This is a genomic window from Sutcliffiella horikoshii (assembly GCF_002157855.1).
GTDB lineage: Bacteria > Bacillota > Bacilli > Bacillales > Bacillaceae_I > Sutcliffiella_A > Sutcliffiella_A horikoshii_C.
Genome location: NZ_CP020880.1, coordinates 293365 through 315234, shown reverse-complemented (window position 1 = coordinate 315234; position 21870 = coordinate 293365). Strand labels below are relative to the sequence as shown.

General features: G+C 41.0%; 27 protein-coding genes. 5 read left to right on the top strand and 22 right to left on the bottom strand.

Annotated elements, in window-relative coordinates; genetic code table 11:
* Position 1 precedes the first annotated feature (1 nt).
* From B4U37_RS01720 to B4U37_RS01685, 8 genes are all read right to left on the bottom strand, one after another.
* Complete coding sequence (locus B4U37_RS01720; RefSeq protein ID WP_088016806.1) at positions 2-181, bottom strand: hypothetical protein; 180 nt, start codon at positions 179-181, stop codon at positions 2-4.
* A gap of 96 nt (positions 182-277) precedes the next feature.
* The gene (locus B4U37_RS01715) at positions 278-685 is read right to left on the bottom strand and encodes a hypothetical protein (RefSeq protein ID WP_088016805.1); all 408 of its coding nucleotides are present in this window, start codon (positions 683-685) and stop codon (positions 278-280) included.
* The gene (locus B4U37_RS01710; RefSeq protein WP_088016804.1) at positions 685-1002 is read right to left on the bottom strand and encodes a hypothetical protein; all 318 of its coding nucleotides are present in this window, start codon (positions 1000-1002) and stop codon (positions 685-687) included. The genes B4U37_RS01715 and B4U37_RS01710 overlap by 1 nt, the downstream gene beginning before the upstream one ends.
* A 361-nt stretch (positions 1003-1363) precedes the next feature.
* Complete coding sequence (locus B4U37_RS01705) at positions 1364-2155, bottom strand: hypothetical protein (RefSeq protein ID WP_088016803.1); 792 nt, start codon at positions 2153-2155, stop codon at positions 1364-1366.
* Positions 2156-2535: 380 nt separating this feature from the next.
* Positions 2536-2904, bottom strand: a complete 369-nt coding sequence (locus B4U37_RS01700) for a hypothetical protein (protein ID WP_088016802.1) — start codon at positions 2902-2904, stop codon at positions 2536-2538.
* Between the two features lie 2 nt (positions 2905-2906).
* Entirely contained in the window at positions 2907-3257 is a 351-nt protein-coding gene (locus B4U37_RS01695) for a hypothetical protein (protein WP_088016801.1), read from the bottom strand.
* Between the two features lie 155 nt (positions 3258-3412).
* Positions 3413-4336 carry a hypothetical protein gene (locus B4U37_RS01690; RefSeq protein WP_088016800.1) on the bottom strand — a complete coding sequence of 308 codons (924 nt, stop codon included), beginning with the start codon at positions 4334-4336 and terminating at the stop codon, positions 3413-3415.
* 122 nt (positions 4337-4458) lie between these two features.
* Positions 4459-4674 (bottom strand): helix-turn-helix domain-containing protein, encoded by a 216-nt coding sequence (locus B4U37_RS01685; protein ID WP_088016799.1) that lies wholly within the window; start codon positions 4672-4674, stop codon positions 4459-4461.
* Between the two features lie 583 nt (positions 4675-5257).
* Here B4U37_RS01685 and B4U37_RS01680 point away from each other — a divergent pair.
* A complete protein-coding gene (locus tag B4U37_RS01680) occupies positions 5258-6484 on the top strand; it encodes a site-specific integrase (RefSeq protein WP_088016798.1) in 1227 nt (408 codons plus the stop codon).
* A 67-nt stretch (positions 6485-6551) separates the two neighbouring features.
* Here B4U37_RS01680 and groL read toward each other — a convergent pair whose 3' ends face one another.
* On the bottom strand, positions 6552-8183 hold the full coding sequence (gene groL, locus B4U37_RS01675; RefSeq protein ID WP_088016797.1) for a chaperonin GroEL: 1632 nt from the start codon (positions 8181-8183) through the stop codon (positions 6552-6554).
* A gap of 230 nt (positions 8184-8413) precedes the next feature.
* Entirely contained in the window at positions 8414-8701 is a 288-nt protein-coding gene (groES, locus tag B4U37_RS01670; RefSeq protein WP_088016796.1) for a co-chaperone GroES, read from the bottom strand.
* A 488-nt stretch (positions 8702-9189) separates the two neighbouring features.
* Between groES and B4U37_RS01665 the strand changes: the two genes are divergently transcribed.
* Together B4U37_RS01665 and B4U37_RS01660 are read left to right on the top strand one after the other, a co-directional pair.
* A complete protein-coding gene (locus B4U37_RS01665) occupies positions 9190-9936 on the top strand; it encodes a CPBP family intramembrane glutamic endopeptidase (protein ID WP_088016795.1) in 747 nt (248 codons plus the stop codon).
* 42 nt (positions 9937-9978) lie between these two features.
* The gene (locus B4U37_RS01660; protein WP_088016794.1) at positions 9979-10185 is read left to right on the top strand and encodes a YdiK family protein; all 207 of its coding nucleotides are present in this window, start codon (positions 9979-9981) and stop codon (positions 10183-10185) included.
* A gap of 320 nt (positions 10186-10505) precedes the next feature.
* Here the strand turns inward: B4U37_RS01660 and tatC are convergent, their stop codons facing one another.
* From tatC to B4U37_RS01640, 3 genes are read right to left on the bottom strand one after another with little or no spacing between them, the layout of a single operon-like run.
* Complete coding sequence (gene tatC / locus B4U37_RS01650; protein WP_088016792.1) at positions 10506-11264, bottom strand: twin-arginine translocase subunit TatC; 759 nt, start codon at positions 11262-11264, stop codon at positions 10506-10508.
* A 17-nt stretch (positions 11265-11281) separates the two neighbouring features.
* Positions 11282-11464, bottom strand: a complete 183-nt coding sequence (locus B4U37_RS01645) for a twin-arginine translocase TatA/TatE family subunit (protein ID WP_088016791.1) — start codon at positions 11462-11464, stop codon at positions 11282-11284.
* 40 nt (positions 11465-11504) lie between these two features.
* Positions 11505-12143 carry a redox-sensing transcriptional repressor Rex gene (locus B4U37_RS01640; protein WP_088016790.1) on the bottom strand — a complete coding sequence of 213 codons (639 nt, stop codon included), beginning with the start codon at positions 12141-12143 and terminating at the stop codon, positions 11505-11507.
* Between the two features lie 338 nt (positions 12144-12481).
* Here B4U37_RS01640 and B4U37_RS01635 point away from each other — a divergent pair, with 338 nt between their 5' ends.
* Both B4U37_RS01635 and B4U37_RS01630 read left to right on the top strand, forming a co-directional pair.
* Positions 12482-14422: an ABC-F family ATP-binding cassette domain-containing protein gene (locus tag B4U37_RS01635; protein WP_088016789.1), complete on the top strand. Its 1941-nt coding sequence runs from the start codon at positions 12482-12484 to the stop codon at positions 14420-14422.
* Between the two features lie 17 nt (positions 14423-14439).
* Positions 14440-14622 (top strand): hypothetical protein, encoded by a 183-nt coding sequence (locus tag B4U37_RS01630; RefSeq protein ID WP_010191762.1) that lies wholly within the window; start codon positions 14440-14442, stop codon positions 14620-14622.
* A 42-nt stretch (positions 14623-14664) separates the two neighbouring features.
* On the opposite strand, the gene B4U37_RS01625 is transcribed toward B4U37_RS01630, so the two are convergent.
* The 9 genes from B4U37_RS01625 to thiL all read right to left on the bottom strand — a co-directional run bounded on the left by B4U37_RS01625 (position 14665) and on the right by thiL (position 21738).
* Positions 14665-15366 (bottom strand): hypothetical protein, encoded by a 702-nt coding sequence (locus B4U37_RS01625; RefSeq protein WP_088016788.1) that lies wholly within the window; start codon positions 15364-15366, stop codon positions 14665-14667.
* Positions 15359-16240, bottom strand: coding sequence for an ABC transporter ATP-binding protein (locus tag B4U37_RS01620; RefSeq protein WP_088016787.1), 882 nt, complete (start codon positions 16238-16240; stop codon positions 15359-15361). The genes B4U37_RS01625 and B4U37_RS01620 overlap by 8 nt, the downstream gene beginning before the upstream one ends.
* Complete coding sequence (locus B4U37_RS01615) at positions 16237-16605, bottom strand: GntR family transcriptional regulator (protein ID WP_088016786.1); 369 nt, start codon at positions 16603-16605, stop codon at positions 16237-16239. The genes B4U37_RS01620 and B4U37_RS01615 overlap by 4 nt, the downstream gene beginning before the upstream one ends.
* A 1019-nt stretch (positions 16606-17624) precedes the next feature.
* Entirely contained in the window at positions 17625-17780 is a 156-nt protein-coding gene (locus tag B4U37_RS21740; RefSeq protein WP_157663676.1) for a hypothetical protein, read from the bottom strand.
* A gap of 327 nt (positions 17781-18107) precedes the next feature.
* Positions 18108-19142 (bottom strand): tRNA (adenosine(37)-N6)-threonylcarbamoyltransferase complex transferase subunit TsaD, encoded by a 1035-nt coding sequence (gene tsaD, locus B4U37_RS01610; protein WP_088016785.1) that lies wholly within the window; start codon positions 19140-19142, stop codon positions 18108-18110.
* Positions 19139-19588, bottom strand: coding sequence for a ribosomal protein S18-alanine N-acetyltransferase (gene rimI, locus B4U37_RS01605; RefSeq protein WP_010191767.1), 450 nt, complete (start codon positions 19586-19588; stop codon positions 19139-19141). The genes tsaD and rimI overlap by 4 nt, the downstream gene beginning before the upstream one ends.
* A gap of 9 nt (positions 19589-19597) precedes the next feature.
* Positions 19598-20293, bottom strand: coding sequence for a tRNA (adenosine(37)-N6)-threonylcarbamoyltransferase complex dimerization subunit type 1 TsaB (gene tsaB / locus B4U37_RS01600; protein WP_088016784.1), 696 nt, complete (start codon positions 20291-20293; stop codon positions 19598-19600).
* A complete protein-coding gene (gene tsaE / locus B4U37_RS01595) occupies positions 20290-20745 on the bottom strand; it encodes a tRNA (adenosine(37)-N6)-threonylcarbamoyltransferase complex ATPase subunit type 1 TsaE (RefSeq protein WP_088016783.1) in 456 nt (151 codons plus the stop codon). Before tsaE ends, tsaB begins: the two co-directional genes overlap by 4 nt.
* A gap of 12 nt (positions 20746-20757) precedes the next feature.
* Complete coding sequence (gene thiL / locus B4U37_RS01590) at positions 20758-21738, bottom strand: thiamine-phosphate kinase (RefSeq protein ID WP_088016782.1); 981 nt, start codon at positions 21736-21738, stop codon at positions 20758-20760.
* Positions 21739-21870: the final 132 nt, after the last annotated feature.

The following is a 21870-nucleotide window of genomic DNA, read 5'->3' as shown; positions in this document are numbered from 1 at the left end:
TTCACCCTTCTTTTTCTTCTAGTTTTTTTATTTTTCGTTTAACTATGTAAGTCCTGAAATGCAATATTTTTATATGGAGATATCGGAAGAGCAAAAAGACAGTTGCGATCACAAATATACCAATAGCTATATTAAGAGACATAAACAATATATAAAGGATAATACGGAAAGCTTCTGGCATGTTCATTCCTCCTATTCTTTGTTCACTTCGGAAAGTAACTCTTGAATTAAAACTTTCATTTCTGGAGTTATGTTAGTTGGTTTAAAGTCTGAATCGTCAAATCCGGAAATTCTGAGTGATTTTTTTATTAGACAATTCTGGGTCCAAGTACCATGTAGAAATCCTGCGGTAATGTTCCCACCATGTCTTTGATGTTTTTCTTTCTATTGCATTTGCAATAACTATTTTTACTTCCTTTTCTCCGGTACGATAATCGACCAAGCAAACATCTTTGCCTTCTCTTCTATATAAAAACTTAATGGTTAAATAATTTACTGCATAACGATCTTTTTCTATTCCAGCAAACACTAATTCAAGATTACCATTACGGTCAGCACCTTCTTTCAAGAAAACTCTATCTTCGTAAGTAGCGAAAAATTCACGAACAGCCCCAAGGGTATTAGGAGTAATGAATTTAAGAAAAGTGTGTAATTGTAATGGTGGCGGTATCATTTTCTTATGCATTAATCTAAATCCTCCTCAAAAATATCTTCTGGTCTTACTCGCTTTAATTTAATATCCGTTATATCTTCTGTAAATTGCTTTGGAGTAGATTGTTCAATAGAATCACAAAGTGACAAAATATAATTAGCGAATTTACGAGCTTCTGCAACTGAACAAGTAACACCAGAATCAATTTGATGACCTATTAAACTATATTGGCCCATTTGAAACAACACAGCATCTTCCTTACCAGTAGCATCTTCCAACTTGTTATATTGGCACTCAGTTTGTAAATATAGAACTTGTTTATAACCTTTATCCTTCAAAATCCTTTTCATATTAACCAACTCCTATCATCGATCGATTATGATTTTTTTGATTCTCATAACTTATTTAGTTTCATTTGCAACTACTTCAATATCCACTTCATTTTTCAAAGATTTTTATAGTTTTCAAAATTGATACAAACAATTCATCCATGCTCACAGTTTTCAGTGCACCTAAATATAAATAATTCCTCAACAACACTCCCCTATCCGTTCTCTAATGCTCCATTCCTTAATCTTTTATTCTAGTTTTGCTTTTAATAGTAATTAAGACAAATAAATATTTTTGAGCATGTTCAACAGCAAAAACTCTCTCTGTTCTAAGCATAAGATTATTCGTTTTAAAATATTCGCTTTCCTACACCTACATTATTTAAATTTTTTTATTAGTGAACTTCCTTTCTAACAAACTAACTTGCTCTTTATAGTGATTTTGCAGATAATTCCACACAAAATCTGAATAGCGCATTTTGAATAAAACTTTTAGAATGTTTTTATTAATCTTTACATCTGAATTGCAATTAACATCTATATATAGAACTTCTTCACTATGATCTGTCCCACAACAAACATAAAATACAGGTAGTTTTTTACCAACAACCACATATCCTTCCAGAATGTATTTTGTTATAGTCCCACTAAAGTCCATAAAAAACTTTGGGATAGCAGGAGGATTTTGTTCATCAAGTACATCCTCTTTGATTTGCAAATAAACTTGTTCCTTGTTAGTTTTGTTATATTTTCTTAGTGACTGAAATTGTTTTAGGGAATGATTGAGTGATAGTCGTCCATAAAAAGTTGTGATTATTATTATATTGTTTTCTGATATTTTGTACGTGAAGAGAATATCGCAATCAATGATTCCTACACCATCTTCTATTTTTCTTATTCTATGAGGTAGTAATTTGAGCTGATTTAATATATTCAGTAATTGATTTTCAGTTAGTTTTGGACCAACCCTGGTATTCCATCTAGACACAGGATGGGAATCTTTAAATTCTATACCATTTATGTTTGTATTTAAGGGAAAAGTATTAATTTTTGGAGAATAAAAGTGAATGCTATCATTCACTTTTAGGTGGGTATAATCGTCAAACTCTCTATTTTTATTCATTTTTAAATTATTTGTCTTTAATACATTTGATACAATAAAATTTTTATTCATTAAGATCTTCCTTTAATAATAAATTAATCATTCGTTGTCCCACCACTCTTAAATTGCTCAAAGAATTTAAATATATTTTCATTATTAATAAAAGAACCCCTTTTTTTATCCCTCCTACTATTATTATATTTGATTGTTCTGAAAAAAGGAAAATAGTATGAGTTTTTTTCCAAAATTTTATAAATTTCTTTATAATGGTTTTTTTACTGAGTATATAAAGATTTTTAATATTGGGGGAGGGATAGACTTGAAGGAAGATATTATAAAAATTCAAACAGCAAAGTGCTTATTATTATTAACAAAAAACCACAACGACATTTAGTCGCTATGGTTCTTTCACTTAATTAAAATAATAAGTGTATGAAAAGGAGTTAAAGGGATTACTTGGTCGAATTTTCTTTTTTGTGTAAATATGCTTCAATAAGCTCACGTGGTATTAAATCCAAAGTATTCTTTACTCCCGAATTGAAAATTATTAATTTCAATGCTTCTAGCAACTCTCTATCTGAATAAAGCAATCTACCATCTCTAGGCATTTCCCATTTATGCGGTAAATATTTACTGATAATATCGTAATGTAGCAACTGTGGTTTCATTTTTAAAACTAGTTCAGGTGCAACATCTAAATTGCCCATCTCACTAACCAAATTACACCATTCATTATTTTCTTCATTTGTTGGCTCTAACTCTCTTGCAACTTTTTTTAGCTTTTCTACAGCTTCGGTGAAGCTATCGTGACTATCTGACATTTTCACCACTCCTTCTGTAAATTTTGTTTTACTTTCCTTTTGTACCTGCGATAACTTACATAAAACTCTCCCTTAACCAATTGCTTAATCACATATTCCAGCCACTCCTGACTATAATACTCTTTTCCTGCCTCCATACTTAACTCTTCAATCATGTCACCATCAACTCGACAAATTACCAAAGGATCTACTTTTCTCGGAGTTTTATTTGATGCAATTTTAGGAATAGGCCTATAAACCACTCCTTCAATAGTATCAGCTAAGATATGTACACATGATTTATCGCTTTTGTAACAAGCACGTGCTACACTAACAATAAATTCTTCTACCACCCTATTAATAGTTCCAGACATGATTAAACACCCCTTTAATAATGGTAACATTTACCTGTATAGAATAATAGTGTTAATCATTGTGATTATTTGCTCTACATACTATAAAGGAGTATAAAGAGTACTTCAAACAATACCATCTAGTATTCAATTTATAGAGTTAATGGGTATGGTGTTCAAGGTAATAAACTAAACCACGGAGGCTGACCAGTGTTAGGTTCTGAAAAGTTATTATCTGCTACGTTATTATATTTAAAGTTTTCTTCTTTATAACTAAGTTTCCTTAATGTGTAGTCTCTAAGAATACCAAAAGTAGTATCTATTTTTTCTGGCCCTTTTTTAAGGATAGATTGTACTATTTGAGTAAATTCGTGTTGATTGATAAAAAATAAATCGTCAGATTTCACGTTCTCTTTAACATAAGAGCTTGTATTATAGAAGATTTCCAATTCAAAAACATCAAATGAACGATAATTAGCTATAACTTTATCATCACCATAACCTTGAATGTTGTAATCGTATAACAGTCTTTTTACTCCATCCGGTATTTTTAGATTTTGCAAAACATTTGAAAACAAATTTCCCTTTCCTTCTTTTTCTTCTGGGTTAAGATTAAGGTCTAATTTGTCTTTAATTTGTTTTTCGTTATTTAATTCTTCAATAGGTCTATTATTTATTATCTGCTGTTTTTGAACTGTTCCTTTTGTACTACTCATTTTGAGCTCTTGAAAATCAGAAGTCGAAGGCACTTTGAGGTGGCGGGCGCTTTCTTCTAACAAATCTTTTTTCTCCTCTTCAGAGAACGGCTGAATACGGTAATAGTACTCATATTCCCAGACTCTCCCTTTACGATACTTAAATTCGATAATGAAATTTGCTTCAACCAGTTCATCCCACGCGTTAGAAACACTAGTTTTTTTGTTTTTTTCAAACCTTTTATATACTTCGGTTTTATGTAGGTCCCATTTCTCTACGTTATAACTCCATAAGTTAACAATTAAACCTAACGCTTGCAGTGAAATGTTTTTTTCTACAGCAAGAGCAGTAGAGTTGGGTATTTGTACATAATCTTTTTTAAGAGGAACTTTGTTGATCTTCACCAAAACAATCTTCCTTTCTTATTAGTAATATCAGATTTTATGATATAGCCTTCACAATAGTAACAGCAGATTTAATTGAAGGAGAAAAAATTTCTCCCTCATTCATAAGCTTCTGACTACTCCTATTTATACTTTTGTTGTTTCACCTTTTTCAATCTATCTAACCAAGCAAAAAAATCCTCTACTTCTACTCGCTTCGTTAGACCAATTTCAAAACATTTAATTCCTCCAGCTTCTTCGCTTATCTGAAAAAGTTCATATACTCTTCTACGAGATATTTTAAGATAGTCAGCGATATTTTGAGCAGTTAAAATAGCTGGTAATTCCTCTCTGGTCACTTTATCTCCCCCTAATAATTTTCAAAATTTATTTAAATGCTCTTCACTTACATAAATCTTACTAAAAAAGCACCAGAACAGAACCTGGTTACAGGCCTCTGCTCCAGTGCTTCTGGCAGCATTTAAATACTTGTTATCTAAAGTATCGAAGAATAAAAGAAAGTCATAAAAATGAATGATTTGCCTCTTTACAAACTGTTTATCTTCTTTTACCTTTTTACTTCCTCATTAACTAGGTTACACCATGAATTGCTCCCAGGCTATTGCAAGGGATAAACTTTTAGTTAAAATTTTTTTCCTGTAACTTATTAATGTTCTTTTGGACTACTTTGCTACACATTTAAATTATACTTCAATTACTAGTATGGATTATCGCTTATGATATCCATCCCAACATACTTTTTCTATAATAAACAATAATGCTCAAGATAGTAAAAAAAATAGGTAGTGAAAATTGAATTTTAATTCTCAAAAAAATTCCCATGTCAAAAATTTGAGCGATACCTGAGCATGTTTTAAAATCAATCAATGATAGTAAGAATTAGGTAAAATTAGAAAATAAATAAAAACAGGAGGCAAACAATTGAAAGGAAAAGTCTATAAACCAAAATGCAAATGCCCTAAAGATAAGAAAAAGAAATGCAGGTGTAAAGGAAATTGGGGCTACCTAGTCGATATTGGAAATCATCCAAAGACAGGGAAAAGGAGACAAAGAGGAAAGTTTACCTTCAAAACCAAAAAAGAGGCCGAAGATGCATTAGTAAAATTTTTAAATGAGATTCACCAGGGTAGTTATATCATAGAAACTGATATTACCTTTGAAGATTACTCCAAACAGTTTATTTTAGAGTATGAAGCCACTGGAAAAGTATCTCCTGGTACTGTAAGAATAAGAGAAAAGGATATCAATAGGCTTTTAGATTTTCTTGCTAAAATTAAATTAAAAAAAATTACAGAAAAACAATTTCAGTCCTCTTTAGATGGCTTGAAAGAGCGTGGTTATGCTGAAAACACCTTGAAAAGTATTCATGTTACTGGACGTATGATATTTAAAAAGGCATTTAAAAATGGCTTTATAAAAAAAGATCCATCTGTAGATTCCTACGTACCTGTAATACAAAAAACAGTAGAGGAATTAGAAAAAGAAAAGGAAACTTTCAAATATCTTGAGAAAGAAGAGCTTGCTTTGTTCTTAGCAACTGCCGAAAAGAAGGGTATAGGATTTGATCACACAGCTTTTGTAACTCTCAGCTATACTGGTATCCGTAATGGAGAATTATGTGCATTAAAATGGAAAGATATTGATTTCCAGAAAGGTACTATAAGAATAAATAAAACCTATAAGAATGATACAAACAACATCAAAAAGTATAAATTAGGCCCACCTAAAACAAAGAAAGCAAGACGGACTATTGTAGTGGATGATTATACTTTAGACGTGCTAAGCAAACACAAAGTACTTCAGAATAAAATTAAGTTGCGTCACGGAAATAGTTATTATGACAAAGGTTTTGTGTTTGCAGAGGAAAGCAAGGAATATGCCGGTTATCCCACATACCCAAAAAAAGTTGAAAACAGAATGGAACGGCTTTTAAAAATGATTGATCTAAATCTTCAACTTACTCCACACTCCCTTCGTCACACTCATACATCTCTATTAGCAGAATTGGGAGTTGAGTTAATCGATATTATGGATCGCTTGGGTCATTCAAAATGTGATACAACTAAAAACATCTACCTACATGTTACCAAACCCAAGAAAAAAGAGACCGCTAATAAGTTTAGTGAACTTATGCAGGGCCTCCGTTAAACGAATGTTAAATTTCAAGTGACTCTGTTGCGGAAACATTAGAGCCTCAAAGGGTTTGGGGGTATTATTACATCATTCCGCCCATTCCACCCATGCCGCCCATGTCAGGCATTCCGCCGCCAGCGTTTTCTTCTGGGATGTCTGCTACTACTGCTTCAGTAGTTAGGAACATCGCAGATACGCTTGCTGCGTTTTGAAGTGCATAGCGAGTTACTTTCGTAGGATCTACGATTCCAACTTCAAGCATGTTAACCCACTCGCCAGTTGCTGCGTTGAATCCGATGCCGATTTCTTCTTTTTTCAGGCGTTCTACGATGACAGATCCTTCTAGACCAGCGTTGTGCGCGATTTGGCGTACAGGCTCTTCGATTGCGCGAAGAACGATTTTAATACCTGTTGCTTCGTCGCCTTCCGCTTGGATTGCTGCCACTTGGTTGTAGATGTTTACAAGAGCAGTACCACCACCGGCTACGATTCCTTCTTCTACAGCAGCACGTGTGGAGTTAAGAGCATCTTCAATGCGAAGTTTGCGCTCTTTAAGTTCTGTTTCTGTTGCCGCTCCAACTTTGATTACAGCTACGCCGCCAGCGATTTTAGCTAGGCGCTCTTGTAATTTTTCGCGGTCAAATTCAGAAGTTGTATCTTCTAATTGTGCACGGATTTGGCCAACGCGAGCTTGGATCTCTTCTGTGTTGCCGTGTCCGTTTACAACTGTCGTGTTTTCTTTTGTTACAACGATTTTGTCAGCGCGTCCTAATTGGCTGATGTTCGCAGTTTTTAGGTCAAGACCTAGTTCTTCTGTGATCACTTCTCCGCCAGTTAGTACTGCGATGTCTTGAAGCATTGCTTTACGACGGTCACCGAATCCAGGAGCTTTCACCGCTACTGCATTGAATGTTCCACGTAATTTGTTCACTACTAATGTAGCCAACGCTTCGCCTTCTACGTCTTCTGCAATCAGTAACAATGGCTTGCCTTGTTGTACTACTTGCTCAAGAACTGGAAGGATTTCTTGGATGTTCGTGATTTTCTTATCTGTGATTAACACATAAGGGTTTTCAAGAACTGCTTCCATTTTATCAGAGTCTGTTACCATGTATGGAGATGCATATCCACGGTCGAATTGCATACCTTCTACTACTTCAAGCTCAGTTGTGAAGCCTTTGGATTCTTCTAAAGTGATAACGCCGTCGTTACCAACGCGTTCCATCGCTTCTGCAATCAGTTGGCCAACTTCTTCGTCTGCTGCAGAGATTGCTGCAACTTGTGCGATGGAAGCTTTACCTTCGATTGGCTTGGAGATTGTTTTTAATTCTTCGATTGCAACCGCAACCGCTTTTTCGATACCTTTACGAATACCCATTGGGTTTGCACCAGCTGTTACGTTCTTTAATCCTTCGCGGATCATTGCTTGCGCAAGAACTGTTGCAGTTGTTGTACCGTCACCAGCAACGTCGTTTGTTTTGCTTGCAACTTCAGCTACAAGTTTCGCACCCATGTTTTCGAATGCATCTTCAAGTTCGATTTCTTTCGCGATTGTTACACCATCATTTGTGATTAGTGGAGAACCGAATTTCTTTTCAAGTACTACGTTACGTCCTTTTGGTCCTAATGTTACTTTCACTGCATCAGCTAGTTTGTCTACACCGCGAAGCATGGAGCGACGGGCTTCTTCACTGAACTTAATCTCTTTTGCCATGATAGATAGACCTCCTTAGGAAATTAGATGAATTTTGGTTGTTGCTCGGTTGATTTTCGCTGCAGGTGTTCGCTTTCCGCGGGGCGTGTGCTTGAGCCTCCTCGCTGCGCTGTGGGGTCTCAAGCTACCGCTATCTCCCGCCGGAGTCTCACACCTTCCGCTACAATCAACACGTTTAAAATTTTATAAGATGCGGGGCTGGTTCGGTTAGCCTCCGCTTATTGATCAAATTATTTGCTTACTACTGCAAGTACGTCTGTTTCTTTAAGGATTAGAAGTTCTCTTCCTTCGAATTTCACTTCAGTTCCTGCGTATTTAGAGAAGATGACGCTGTCGCCTTCTGCTACTTCAGGTGCTACACGCTCTCCGCTTTCTAGTACGCGGCCAGTTCCTACTGCTACTACTTTACCTTCTTGAGGTTTTTCTTTCGCAGAGTCCGGTAATACGATACCACTTGCCGTTTTTTCCTCTGATTGAACAAGTTCAATTACAATGCGATCGCCTAATGGCTTTAACATGAAAACAACCTCCTTGGTTTCATATGTAATGGTTTATTTTTTATTAGCACTCTTAACACTTGAGTGCTAACACAATTATTATAATAATGAATCTGCTTCTGTTTTGCAAGTATCTTTATCTAAAAAATTTTCGACTTGCAACCCTTTTCATTATCCTCATGTGCTTTCCTGTTTAAACGTGTCGAATTGAGATTGTTTTCGTAAAATCGGCCCATTCAGGGAAACCTTATCGTTACAAGGACATATAGATTATATGGTACAATACGAAAAGTGAATAATGCATAAGGCTCTTTTCACAAAGGTAGTTGATATACTCTAGTAAAAAGTCGGCAATTGGACTTTTTACCGCTTATCTATTCTATTTTTCTGTGTAATCTTTTCTGATTTGAGAAGAAAAGAGCACGACAGTATTTAGTATAACGAGCACTTTATCCATACGATAAAACAACAACTATTACGAAAATAGCCTTGAAAAAGAGGAGCTTATTATGACAAAAAACTATTGGTTAGTCATTATTACATATGTCCTGATGCAACTGTCCGGATTGCTTGGATACCCGCTGTTAATCTGGCTTGGCGTCGGGGAAGGCATGGAGCGTGCCACCAGAGAGCCATATCTCATCGGCGTCTGGGCATTCATCAGTTTTACGATTGGATTGGCCATTGTTGCTTGGATACTTCGCAACGAATGGACCAAAGGGGACTTCCGAGGCCAAACGGCTTCCATCCCAAAAACAGTACTATGGTCGGTTGTCGGCTTTCCGCTTGCACTGATTGGGCAGGCTGTGGCAGCACAGATTCAAATGCAGCTTTTCGGCATTCAGCCCGGATCTGAGAACACCCAGCAAATCATGGGGTTTGTCTCCGCATTCCCAGTCATGATCTTTGCCGTCGCTGTCGCTGGACCGATATTAGAGGAGATTATTTTCCGGAAGATCATTTTCGGTTCCATCTATAAGAAGTTTAACTTCGCCATTGCGCTGACAGTGAGTTCGTTACTTTTTGCCGTGGTCCATCAAGATTTCAAGCATCTGCTCATATACTTTGTCATGGGAGGCATTTTCGCTTTCCTATATGTAAAAACTAACCGCATTATCGTTCCGATCATCGCCCACGTTGCCATGAACTCGTTTGTTGTCATCGTACAATATGTGTTCCGCGATGATATCGAAGAAATGATGCGTCAAATGGAAGAAATGCAACAGAACGTACCGAATTTCATTTCGTTCTTTTAAACAGCTCTCCGTTAGAGCTGAACTTACCTGGAGGATTTGCACATGAAAATAACACCATTACGAATGGTTTTCTTCTATGCGATCATGGGCAGCTTGTTCTTGTACCTGGCGATTGTTTCTGTGAAGGATACCATCTGGCACTGGCACACCATTTTGCTGATGCTCATTGCCACTTTTGATTTCGGCGTCGCCATTCGGTCTTACTTGCTGCATCAAAAGATTAAAGAGATACAACAGAAGAAAAAGTGAGAGAAGGCTCGTACCTGTTTATGGTGCGGGTCTTTTTTAAATTTTTCTAGAAGGGCTTTTGGGTAATTAGGAGGTTGGTCTTTCTTGGAATGGTTTTAAATACCTTTCCCCCTAGAAAATGAAGTCATCTTGTTGGTCGGAGTGGAAGGCGCGCAGACGCCCGCGGGAGGAAGGGACAGGTGAGACCCCGCAACGGAGTGAGGAGGCTCACGGACCGCCCGCAGGCAAGCGAAGCGCCTGGAACGGAGACCAGCAGCGTTTTAACACCAAACCAAAAACAAGCCCGCCCCCTTCTCAAAAAAGGGACGAGCCTGCGTCATCTAATTATTCATCTTCTCTTCCTGCTCCATCAACGCTGCCGCTTTCTGTGCTTTTCGATAAGAAACACGAGAAATCACAATGCTGATTTCATATAGAATGAAAAGAGGGACGGTTACCATCAAATGCGAGATCAGTTCTGGCGGTGTAATCAATCCACCAACCACAAGCAGGGCAAAGTAAGCGAACTTACGAATTTCCACCAAAAAGTTTGGGGTAATGAGGCCTAGTCTTGTTAAGAACATCACAATTACCGGCATTTGAAACAGTAACCCAAACGGTAGGGTCAGTTGAAACAAGAATTGAAAGTATTCGTTGATTCCGATTACCTGGTTTATTTCCAACCGGTCTGCAAGTCTACCCATGAAATCCACGACGAACGGGAATAAAATGAAGTAAGAGAAAGCTAGTCCGCTTAAAAACAGGAAAATGGAAATCGGTATATAGCTTAACGTTACTCTCCGTTCTTTTTCTAATAAGCCTGGGCTGATGAAAGCCCAAAGCTGATAGAGCGTGACGGGAAACGTTATGATAAATGCAATCAAAAAGGCGAATTGCATAAAGATCTTGATGGGGTCTGTCATACGAAAGGCGTTCATCGTCAGCTCTTTCGCTTCATCTGTTTGCTGTAAATAGACAATGATCGGTTCGGCCAAGAAGAAGCCGCCGATTGCCGAAACGAAAAAGAAGGATGCTGTGATGATGATTCTTTTTCGGAGCTCGCCTATATGGTCATACACCGACATTTCTCTATCTAGCATATATGTTCATCCTTACATTACTTCGTTTCTTCTTTTTTCTCTTTAGCGTCGTCGTCATCGGCCAATCCTTTCGTTGCGTTTTTGAATTCGCGCAACGTGTTCCCTGCTGCTTTACCAAGTTGAGGCAACTTGCTTGGACCGAAAATAAGTAGTGCTACAAATACAATAAGTAAGAGGCTTCCCATTCCTAATGAACCCATATTTGACACCTCCTCGAAATATTCTTATTTTACAACTTTTTTACTCGCTTGGATAGTGCTTGAGAAAATATACCAATGACTGCAGTTCCACCGCCAAATCAATGTGATGGATGCGTATCTCTTCCGGAACATTGATACGTGCTGGTGTAAAGTTCAGTATGCCCTTTACGCCCTTTTCTACAAGTCTATCCGCTATTGGCTGTGCTACCGGAGCCGGAACCGTCAAGATGGCTACCGTAACATTCTCTGGCATTTGCTCTTCAATATCGTCTAAATGATAAACAGGGACTCCTCCGATTTCCGAGCCGATCTTGGACTCGTCCACATCAAAGGCCATCACTATTTTCGTATTATTGTTTTTCATAAAATTATAATGTAGGAAGGCGGTTCCTAAATTACCTACACCTATTAGAGTAACATATGTCAATTCGTCTTGGTCGAGCGTTTTCCTGAAAAAAGTTAACAAATATTGAACATTATATCCATATCCCTTTTTCCCCAACGCACCAAAGTAACTGAAGTCCCGGCGGATCGTGGCGCTGTCCACCTTTACCGCTTCACTAAGCTCCGCAGATGACACGCGCTGCTTGCCAGACGAATGCAAGTTCTGGATGAAACGATAATATAACGGCAGGCGCTTTGCCGTTGCCTGTGGAATTTTTATTTGTTCGTTATTCATTGTACTCCCCCATTTGTCGAACCTGTTTGCTCCTCTATTTTACCACGGAACGAAAACGATTACATTTCTATGTCTATACTATTTTTCCTACCTTTGGGCACCTGCGCGGAATCGGGCGAAAATCTGGATTTACGGGCGATTTCCGAGTGGAATCGGGCGATTTTACAGATTTACGGGCGATAATTGCCACTAATCGGGCGAAAATTAAAAAATACGGGCGATAATCTCGATTTACAGGCGATTCCAATCGAGCCCTCCCTCAAAACCAAATACCCAATATCTTGATGTAAACTCCAAAGAAAGATACACTTAATCTAGAATTACTCGAGGTGAAGATGATGATTATTTTACAAGTTAATCAGTTGACCAAATACTTTGGCGCTGACCTTATTTTATCGAATATAAAACTAGAAGTACAATCCAAAGATAGAATTGCCCTTGTAGGACGCAACGGGGCAGGGAAATCTACTCTATTAAAAATCATATCCAATCAGCTATCCTTTGATTCAGGAGACCTGATTAAACCTAAAGGCGTGTCGATCGGCTATCTCGCACAGGACACCGGCTTGCAGACTGAGCGCTCAATCTGGGACGAGATGCTGACCGTATTCGCCGGACTCCGCGAACTCGAAACGCAAATGCGCACCCTTGAAGCGAAGATGGGAGATCCCGCTTATTTTGAAGATGAATCGCAATACGCTCGCATTCTCAAAGAATATGACGAAGTGCAAGAAGCCTTTAAGCAAAAAGGCGGCTTTCAATATGAAGCAGATATCCGCTCCGTCCTGCACGGACTGCATTTTTCCGAGTACGATTACCAAACACCTATTGAAACGTTAAGTGGCGGACAGAGGACAAGATTAGCTTTGGCGAAACTGCTTTTGACCAAACCGGACCTCCTCATTCTCGATGAGCCGACCAACCACTTGGACATCGACACGCTTTCCTGGCTGGAAAACTACCTTCAAGGCTACCCTGGTGCCCTGCTGATTGTTTCCCATGACCGCTATTTCTTGGACAAGGTCGTTAACATTGTTTACGAGATTTCGCGTAAGCAATCCGCAAAGTTCATCGGAAACTATAGCAAATATCTCGAACAAAAAGCCGAGCAATATGAGCGCGAGATGAAAATGTTTGAGAAGCAGCAAGGAGAGATTGCCAAGCTGCAAGATTTTGTAGCAAAGAACCTTGCCCGCGCTTCAACGACCAAGCGTGCGCAAAGCCGTCGCAGGCAGCTTGAGAAGATGGACGTGATGGACCGTCCTAAAGGCGATGAGAAATCTGCTTCCATCATGTTCGATATCCACCGCCAAAGTGGCAACGACGTTCTGAAAGCGAAAGATTTGTCCGTTTCCTATGATACGCATCCCGTCTTCCGCCATGTCGACTTTTCCATGAGCCGCGGCGACAGTGTTGCACTTGTCGGGCCAAACGGAATTGGGAAGTCTACCTTATTAAAGACTCTCGTCGGAAAATTAAAGCCGCTTGAAGGTACCTTTTCTTTTGGCGCCAATGTGTCGATCAGCTATTACGATCAGCAGCAGGCAGATCTTACCTCCAACAAAACCGTTCTAGCGGAGCTTTGGGATGAATATCCTCAGAAAATGGAGAAAGAAATCCGGACCGTTCTTGGAAACTTCCTATTTTCAGGGGATGACGTACTGAAGCCAGTTTCCACGCTGAGTGGTGGCGAAAAGGCGCGACTTGCCCTCTCCAAACTTATGATGGAGCGCTCAAACGTGCTGATTCTCGATGAGCCTACCAACCACTTGGACTTGGACAGCAAGGAAATCCTAGAAAATGCCTTGATTGATTATCCCGGCACGATTCTCTTCGTGTCCCATGACCGTTATTTTATCAACCGGTTGGCGACGAAGGTGTATGAGCTGAGTACGGTCGGCGCAACCGAGTACCTTGGCGACTACGACTATTATGTGGAGAAAAAGGAAGAGGCATTGGAACTCGAGCGATTGGAAGCAGAGACAGCGACTACTAAAGGTTCTAAAGTGACTTCATCTGCTTCAACTGAGGCCCCTGAAAAAATGAGTTACGAACAGGAAAAAGAGGCAAAGCGCCTTGAACGTCAGCGCAAACGCCGCGTCGAAGAAATCGAAAAAGAGATGGAAGAGCTTGAGCAGAAAATCGATCATAACGAAAGCGAGCTTTGCTTGCCTGAAGTCTATCAGGATCACGAAAAAGTGCTGGAGCTGAACACAGCGAATGAAGCGTTTCAGGAAAAGCTGCTTGCGTTGATGGAAGAATGGGAAGAGCTTGTTTAAATAGTAGGGGGATATGGATGAATAGATTTTTCTCGATTGTTTTATTAATGGTCATTATTATTAACACCATCAGATACTTTTACTATATCTTTACCGGCCCGATCGAGGCGTATTATTTCGTCATGCTGGCTATCAACCTTGCAGGGTTGGGTCTTGGGATTTACTATTTATTTTTCCAAAAGAAAAAGCAGCGTAACTAGCAAAAACCGCACAGAGTGGACTGTGCGGTTTTGTTATATTCCCTATCTCGTCGCACTGGACAAAGTAGAAGCCTTCCTCAGCATTCCCCAATTCGGCAAGAAAGAAAATAGCGCTATAGCCACCAGCATAAAGAAGTTAAGTCCCATCTTCCACCCGTCCATATCTACCAAAGCATCCAACAAGAAGTCCCTTGTAGTGGGAAGGAGAAAAGCAATTGCAAGCAGCGCCAATGTTCCAAATCCCCCAATTAAACCAAGGCGGTAAAAGATGGTTCCAAGTAAAAAGCCTAGTGATAATAGAAGAAAACAGATGACCAGATCTACAAACAGTTGGTTATACCACGTGTTTGCTAATGTCGTCATTTCCACCGTATGGTAAGTGAGGAAACTCCCGCTTGCTGCCATCCCTACAAGCCCATCGAATACGCTCTTAATGATTACATGAATGGTGGAAAACACCACTGCCACGACGCTGCAATAGATTAGCACACTGAGCAAATATTGATTTCTTGTCGCACCAAACTTAATGCAATAAGGGAAGGTCTCCCTTGTGGTCAAAAAGCCCGTAATCCCACAGAATATATAGATGGCCATGCTTGTGGAAACAACCATCGTCGTGTCAAAAGAGAAGACAATTAGAAACATGGCGGTCAAACTGAGCAAGAGAATGGACCAAAATACCATAAATGAAAACCGCATATCCACAGCCAAGTAATATAGAACTGCTTTTATATCCTTAAGCATATTGCTTCCCTCCCTGTAACTCTTCTTCTGTCATATACACCATCAGTTGCTGAATGGAGCTCCGTTCTGCATCCAAGTTGTGCTGGGTCGCCGCTTCCACCGTAAGCCCTTCACCGTACAAAGTCGCTGTTTTTCTACCAGCCAAAACGGACTCATGTAACACACGCTTGCCTTGTGCAAACTGATCTACCGCTTCTTTTTTCCCTGACACCGTGATGCTTGAGTCAAGTAACTCCTCTGAGGATTTGTGGAAAACCAGTTCCCCACTTCTCATTAGGACCACTTCTTCAAACAGGTTACTCACTTCATCAATCAGATGTGTGGATAAGATAATCGTTCTCGGAAACTCTTCGTATTCTTCCAAGAGCACTTCATAAAATTTAAACCTGGCCGCTGCGTCGAGTCCGATATACGGTTCATCAAGGATCATGATTTTCGCTCTGCTCGCCAGGCCAATAATGATGCCTAGGGAAGATTCCATCCCTTTTGACAAGCCTTTCGTTTTGAGGGTCGGATTTAGATTGAAAGTGGTAAGTAATGCATTTGCTGTGTTCCATGACCAGTTCGGGTAAAAAAGCGATGCCACTTTTAAGATATCCTTGATTTTAAGGCGTTTGATGAAGTTGTTGCTCTCATTTACAAGGCAGATATCTTTGGTGATGTTCCTATTGTTAAATGGGTTCTGACCGTTAATGAGGATTTCTCCTGATGAAGGAAGTGCGTGACCTGCAAGCAACTGCATCAATGTGGTTTTACCCGCACCGTTCCGTCCAAGCAAACCGTAGATTTTGTTTTCCTCAAGCGTTATTGACATGTTATCCACCGCTTTTTTGTTTCCGTAGATTTTGGATACATTCTTTACTTCTATCTTCATTGCTCTTCCCCCTTGCCGATCAATGTCGCTAATTCCTCTTCTGTGATTCCAAGCTTGCTAGCTTCCTTTTTTAACGGAACAATATAATCTTTAAAAAATGCCGCTTTTCTTTTTGTCAGGATGATCTGCTTTGCCCCTTCTGCCACAAACATTCCTACTCCCCTTTTCTTAAATAGAATTTCCTGATCAACCAACTGATTGATCCCCTTGGCTGCAGTTGCTGGGTTGATCTGATAATACTTCGCAAATTCGTTTGTAGACGGCACCCGCTCTCCCTCCTGCATGCTGCCCTCTAAGATGCCGCTCTCGATTAGTTCGGCCACCTGCTGGAAAATGGGGATGTCACTCTTAAGATTGATTTCCATGATTTTAATTCACCTACTTTGGGTTGACTGGTGTATTTATTGTTATGTTATTTGGTTCATTAGTTATGTAACTAACTATATAAGTTAAGAGAGGAGAAGTCAATGGGGTTATTAACAATTTTTACAAATTTTATTTAGGGGGGCTGTGGGGAGCTGGCATCTCTGTTACCTTTTTGGGTTCTGCGGCAAATCTTCGGGCACTGAGACAGCTTCTCTGTTACCTTTCTTGGAGCAGCGGCACATCTTCGGGCACTGAGACAGCCTCTCTGTTACCGTTCTTGGTTCTGAGGAGCTGCTTCGGGCTCTGAGACGGCCTCTCTGTTACCGTTCTTGGTTCAGCAGTGCATCTTTGGGCACCGAGACCGCTTCTCTGTTACCTTTCTTGGAGCAGCGATGCAACTTCGGGCACTGAGACAGCTTCTCTGTTACCGTTCTTGGTTCAGCAGTGCATCTTTGGGCACCGAGACCGCTTCTCTGTTACCGTCCTTGGAGCAGCGATGCAACTTCGGGCACTGAGACAGCCTCTCTGTTACCGTTCTTGGAGCAGCGGAGCATCTTTGGGCACTGAGACCGCCTCTCTGTTACCACTCTTTGTTCAGCGATCCAACTTCGGGCACTGAGACTGCTTCTCTGTTACCGTTCTTGGCGCAGCGGAGCATCTTTGGGCACTGAGACCGCCTCTCTGTTACCACTCTTTGTTCAGCGATCCAACTTCGGGCACTGAGACTGCTTCTCTGTTACCCTTTTAGATCAATACTTTTGTTTCGGGCGTTGATAATGTTAAACCAGCCACCCAATTAAAAGTCAGGTAACTTTGAAGAATTCTATTTGCCCGAAGCAAAGAGCTTAGAACTAAAAAAATCTTATAGAAGCGGTCTATACGACCGAAGCCACTCACAAAGCTTCCCTTTAGTCTAATAGACCCCCCCTATACGACCGAAGCCACTCATCAAGCTTCCCTTCCGTCCAATAGAACCCCTCTATACGACCGAAGCCACTCACAAAGCTTCCCTTCCGTCTTATAGAAGCCCCCTATACGACCGAAGCCACTCACAAAGCTTCCCTTCCGTCTTATAGAAGCCCCCTATACGACCGAAGCCACCCCCAATGCCTTCCTCCAGTCCAATAGACTTCTCCACACCAACCCCACCACCCAAACCCAAAGTTACCAACATACCCCCTCCCCACCCTCAAACGCACATTTTGTCGAACAAAAAAGGTATCCTGCTGAAGCTTGTCGACTAGAACCACTTACCCACAGTCTTATACACATATCCACCCTTGTTTTATAAGTTATCAAGATAAATATCCACACTATCCACAAAAATACACAAAGTTATCCACATTTATTATTCACATTTCCGAGGTTTATTTTAGTGGATATTTGGGTATCTATCCACATTTAATCCACAGGTGTGTGGATAACTCTGAATACACCCCCAAGCCCCTCCCCTCAACAAAGCAAGCGTATCCAAAAGAAAAAGCCTCCTAACTGAACAAAGTCAGTTAAAAGGCTTTTCAATATCCAATCCTGGATTCGCATTCAAATCCATTCCAGATCGCTTTCCTAATCGATACATCACACTACCCACAGTCGCGATCATCGCCGCATTGTCCGTGCATAAGGATAACGGTGGGATCACTAGGTTCTTCCCTTCCTTATCCACAGCTTCCTGCAATGCCGCGCGCAATCCTCTGTTTGCGGCTACACCGCCTGCAAGCAACACTTGATTCACGCCATATTCCTTCATCGCGCGGATCGTTTTTCCAACAAGCACTTCAATTACGCTCTCCTGGAAGCTTGCAGCAAGGTCCTCCGCCACAATCTCTTCCCCTTTTTGCTTGGCGTTGTGCAAGGTGTTGATCACTGCTGATTTCAAGCCTGAAAAGCTAAAATCATAGGAATCTTCCTCAAGCCACGCTCTTGGCAGCTTGATAGAAGGATTCCCTTCAGCAGCCATACGATCGATGTGCGGTCCACCTGGGTAAGGTAACTGAAGAGTTCGTGCCACCTTGTCGTAGGCTTCTCCTACCGCGTCATCGCGCGTTTCCCCGATTACTTCAAAAGAACCGTGCTCTTTCATGTACACAAGCTCTGTGTGCCCACCTGATACCACGAGCGCAAGCAACGGGAAGTCCAGGTCTGCCACCAGTTGGTTGGCATAGATATGACCGGCAATATGATGAACGCCGACGAGTGGTTTTTGATGAGCGAATGCAAGCGCCTTAGCGGAGTTGACACCGATCAACAGTGCACCAACAAGTCCCGGCCCTTCTGTCACAGCAATGGCATCGATGTCCGCCATGGTCACGCCGCCCTGCTCTAGCGCTTCCTCGAGCACCACCGTCATTTGCTCGACATGATGACGTGAAGCAATTTCTGGGACCACCCCGCCAAAACGCTGGTGACTTTCAATCTGGGAGGAAACGATATTCGCCACAATCTCTTTTCCATTTTTAATGATTGCCACTGCCGTCTCATCACAGCTCGTTTCAATTCCTAATATTAGTTCGTCTTTTGCTTCATTTGGTTTCATATATTCACCCACATCACTAGTGCATCTTCATTATTATCCACATAGTATTTTTTCCGGATTCCTCCGTTTTGGAATCCGTATTTTCGATAGAGCCCCTGTGCCACTACATTCGATACCCTTACCTCAAGCGACACCACCGTCGCTCCGACCATTTTACAATATTCCATTGCTTTTCCTAGTAGAAGATCGCCAAGCTTTCGGCCGCGACAAGCTGGATCAACCGCAATGTTTGTAATCTGCGCTTCCCCCATCACAATCCAAATCCCGCAATAACCGATTACTCGGTTCTCCTCTTTCATTACCAGGTAATGAGCATAAGGATTGTTGGTCAGTTCATAATAGAAGGCGTCCTGTGTCCAAGGTGTAGCAAATGACTTTAACTCCACCCGGTGCACTCCTTCAATATCGTAAACCGTCATTTTTGTTATATCAATCAATGTATTCATTCCGCTCACCTATTTTTCTTTACTTTCCAGCCATTTCGCCTCTGCTTCCGCAAGCCTCGTATAATTCGGCACGAAGGAATGAGCATCCTCGGCCTCTCTTTTTAAGCCAAGAAAAGCAAGCTCGCTAGGTCTTGGGTTGTTTTCGCTGACCTGTGCAAAATGCGCCAGTTCCCCAAGGTACTCTATGATGGTTTCCTTATGGAGGTGCACATCATTTCCGATGAACAAAACCGGTTCCTGCCTGTCTTTTAACGCCTGCAGCCAGTCTGTCATTAAGATGTTGACGTCCTCAATCTCTGTCACCAGCTCGTCCTCTTTAAATCGATATAGCCCCGTATACACCTGACCACGTCGCGCATCCTGCAAAGCACAAATACTTCCGTCAAAATAACGGCCGTTCGCTGCGACAAGCTCCAAACTTGAAACGCCAACAAGCGGAATGTTCAATGACCACGCCAGTGTCTTCGCAACCGTTACACCGATTCTAACTCCCGTATAGGAACCCGGGCCTTTTCCAACCACGATTCGCGTTAGATCCGTTGGTGCAACATCGCAATCCTGCATCAGTTTCTCCACTGCCGGCATTGCCCGCAACGAATGGTTCTTTTTCACATTTGTGACCAGTTCCCCGATCACTTTATCCTCATCTACTAAAGCAACGCCCAACACATAGGTGGACGTATCAATCGCTAACACTTTGGTCATTCCATTAACTCCTTACATATAGCTTCATATCTTTCCCCTTTGGGTGTAAGAACAATCTTACGTTCATTGTCGCCATGGTGATAGATATAGATTTCCAACCGTTCACTTGGTAAAAATTCTTCAATCAGATGGGCCCACTCCACAACGGTGACACCTTCACCTTCAAAGTAATCATCAAATCCCAGGTCCTCTTCACTGTCAGCCAAGCGGTACACATCCATGTGATAAAGCGGAAGGCGGCCTTGATACTCCTTGATGATGGTAAAGGTCGGACTGTTCACGTTCCTCTTAACCTCAAGTCCTTTTGCCAAACCTTTCGTAAACGTCGTCTTCCCGGCACCAAGATCCCCTTCTAACAACAGAACCTCTCCGCCTTCCATCAACTTGCCAAGCGCCTCGGACTTTGCCATGGTCTCCTCGGCCGAATGTGTCATAAGCTCCACTTGCAACATATCATCCTACTCCTAACCTCTATTAAAATGATTATATCCTTCTTTTTTCAATTCCTGCACGGCGCCGTTGTATGACTTTATGAACGCTTTTCCTTCGCCACTAGCGACCGTCCCTATTTTCGTGATCTTCATTCCGGCTATCAGGCACTCTTTCTCAAGCTTGGCCCAGTCCGTCTCAGGAATGGAACCGACCAATTCAAAGTCCTCTCCACCAGTCAAAGCCCACTTAAGTGCATTATCCGCATCATAACGCTGTAAATCCTCACTAATAGGTATTGTTTCCTTATTTATGAAAATATCTACCTGGCTCGCCTCTGCAATCTCCAAAAGCTCACTTGCCAAGCCGTCACTCACATCGTTTAGAGAAACACGTTCAAACTTGCTTAAAATTCTGCCCAATGTAACTTGGGGTTTTGGCCGCTGGTGGCTCTCCACTAATGTCTCAAACTTATCGGCATTCTTATTATGTAAAAGAATATCCAAACCACCTGCCGCATCCCCAACGGTTCCAGAGACAAACATGACATCTCCAACTCTCGCATTGGATCGAAGCAGCCTTTTGCTATTTTCCACTTTCCCAATCACAAATACACTCAGTACCATTGTTTTGCCGGAAGTCGTGTCACCGCCAATTAGATCCATTTCATATTGCTCCCCAAGCGACTTCATGCCATCATAGATAGACTTCAGTTCTTCCTGCGTCCAGCTCTTTGGGATCGTGATGGATACAAGGTAATACAAAGGATATCCACCCATTGCTGCCACATCACTGATATTAGCCGCCAACGCCTTGTAGCCGATATCAAACGGCTTCATCGTTTCACGTGTAAAATGAACACCCTCCACCATCGTATCGACACATACAATTTTCTCGAAGCCTTCTTCCACTCCGATAATGGCTGCGTCGTCTCCGATCCCTACAACCTTCTCCGCATGAAAAAGTCGATCTGGTTGAATATCCTTAATAAAAGCAAATTCATCTGAAATGGACACGCTCTTCACTCCTCTGCTTCCGACTGCTACCAACTATTATAGCGAAAGCACCTTCATAAAGAAAATAATTCTGCCAAGAAAAGCATGATAAGGTTTAACCTTCCCATAAAAAGGATATGGACAAGAGAACGC

What these genes read in the sequence shown, in the direction of transcription:
- B4U37_RS01720 (WP_088016806.1), bottom strand. Translation starts at nt 181, where the DNA reads ATGCCAGAAGCTTTCCGTATTATCCTTTATATATTGTTTATGTCTCTT.
- B4U37_RS01715 (WP_088016805.1), bottom strand. Translation starts at nt 685, where the DNA reads ATGCATAAGAAAATGATACCGCCACCATTACAATTACACACTTTTCTT.
- B4U37_RS01710 (WP_088016804.1), bottom strand. Translation starts at nt 1,002, where the DNA reads ATGAAAAGGATTTTGAAGGATAAAGGTTATAAACAAGTTCTATATTTA.
- B4U37_RS01705 (WP_088016803.1), bottom strand. Translation starts at nt 2,155, where the DNA reads ATGAATAAAAATTTTATTGTATCAAATGTATTAAAGACAAATAATTTA.
- B4U37_RS01700 (WP_088016802.1), bottom strand. Translation starts at nt 2,904, where the DNA reads ATGTCAGATAGTCACGATAGCTTCACCGAAGCTGTAGAAAAGCTAAAA.
- B4U37_RS01695 (WP_088016801.1), bottom strand. Translation starts at nt 3,257, where the DNA reads ATGTCTGGAACTATTAATAGGGTGGTAGAAGAATTTATTGTTAGTGTA.
- groL (WP_088016797.1), bottom strand. Translation starts at nt 8,183, where the DNA reads ATGGCAAAAGAGATTAAGTTCAGTGAAGAAGCCCGTCGCTCCATGCTT.
- groES (WP_088016796.1), bottom strand. Translation starts at nt 8,701, where the DNA reads ATGTTAAAGCCATTAGGCGATCGCATTGTAATTGAACTTGTTCAATCA.
- B4U37_RS01665 (WP_088016795.1), top strand. Translation starts at nt 9,190, where the DNA reads ATGACAAAAAACTATTGGTTAGTCATTATTACATATGTCCTGATGCAA.
- B4U37_RS01660 (WP_088016794.1), top strand. Translation starts at nt 9,979, where the DNA reads ATGAAAATAACACCATTACGAATGGTTTTCTTCTATGCGATCATGGGC.
- tatC (WP_088016792.1), bottom strand. Translation starts at nt 11,264, where the DNA reads ATGCTAGATAGAGAAATGTCGGTGTATGACCATATAGGCGAGCTCCGA.
- B4U37_RS01645 (WP_088016791.1), bottom strand. Translation starts at nt 11,464, where the DNA reads ATGGGTTCATTAGGAATGGGAAGCCTCTTACTTATTGTATTTGTAGCA.
- B4U37_RS01640 (WP_088016790.1), bottom strand. Translation starts at nt 12,143, where the DNA reads ATGAATAACGAACAAATAAAAATTCCACAGGCAACGGCAAAGCGCCTG.
- B4U37_RS01635 (WP_088016789.1), top strand. Translation starts at nt 12,482, where the DNA reads ATGATTATTTTACAAGTTAATCAGTTGACCAAATACTTTGGCGCTGAC.
- B4U37_RS01630 (WP_010191762.1), top strand. Translation starts at nt 14,440, where the DNA reads ATGAATAGATTTTTCTCGATTGTTTTATTAATGGTCATTATTATTAAC.
- B4U37_RS01625 (WP_088016788.1), bottom strand. Translation starts at nt 15,366, where the DNA reads ATGCTTAAGGATATAAAAGCAGTTCTATATTACTTGGCTGTGGATATG.
- B4U37_RS01620 (WP_088016787.1), bottom strand. Translation starts at nt 16,240, where the DNA reads ATGAAGATAGAAGTAAAGAATGTATCCAAAATCTACGGAAACAAAAAA.
- B4U37_RS01615 (WP_088016786.1), bottom strand. Translation starts at nt 16,605, where the DNA reads ATGGAAATCAATCTTAAGAGTGACATCCCCATTTTCCAGCAGGTGGCC.
- B4U37_RS21740 (WP_157663676.1), bottom strand. Translation starts at nt 17,780, where the DNA reads ATGTTGGTAACTTTGGGTTTGGGTGGTGGGGTTGGTGTGGAGAAGTCT.
- tsaD (WP_088016785.1), bottom strand. Translation starts at nt 19,142, where the DNA reads ATGAAACCAAATGAAGCAAAAGACGAACTAATATTAGGAATTGAAACG.
- rimI (WP_010191767.1), bottom strand. Translation starts at nt 19,588, where the DNA reads ATGAATACATTGATTGATATAACAAAAATGACGGTTTACGATATTGAA.
- tsaB (WP_088016784.1), bottom strand. Translation starts at nt 20,293, where the DNA reads ATGACCAAAGTGTTAGCGATTGATACGTCCACCTATGTGTTGGGCGTT.
- tsaE (WP_088016783.1), bottom strand. Translation starts at nt 20,745, where the DNA reads ATGTTGCAAGTGGAGCTTATGACACATTCGGCCGAGGAGACCATGGCA.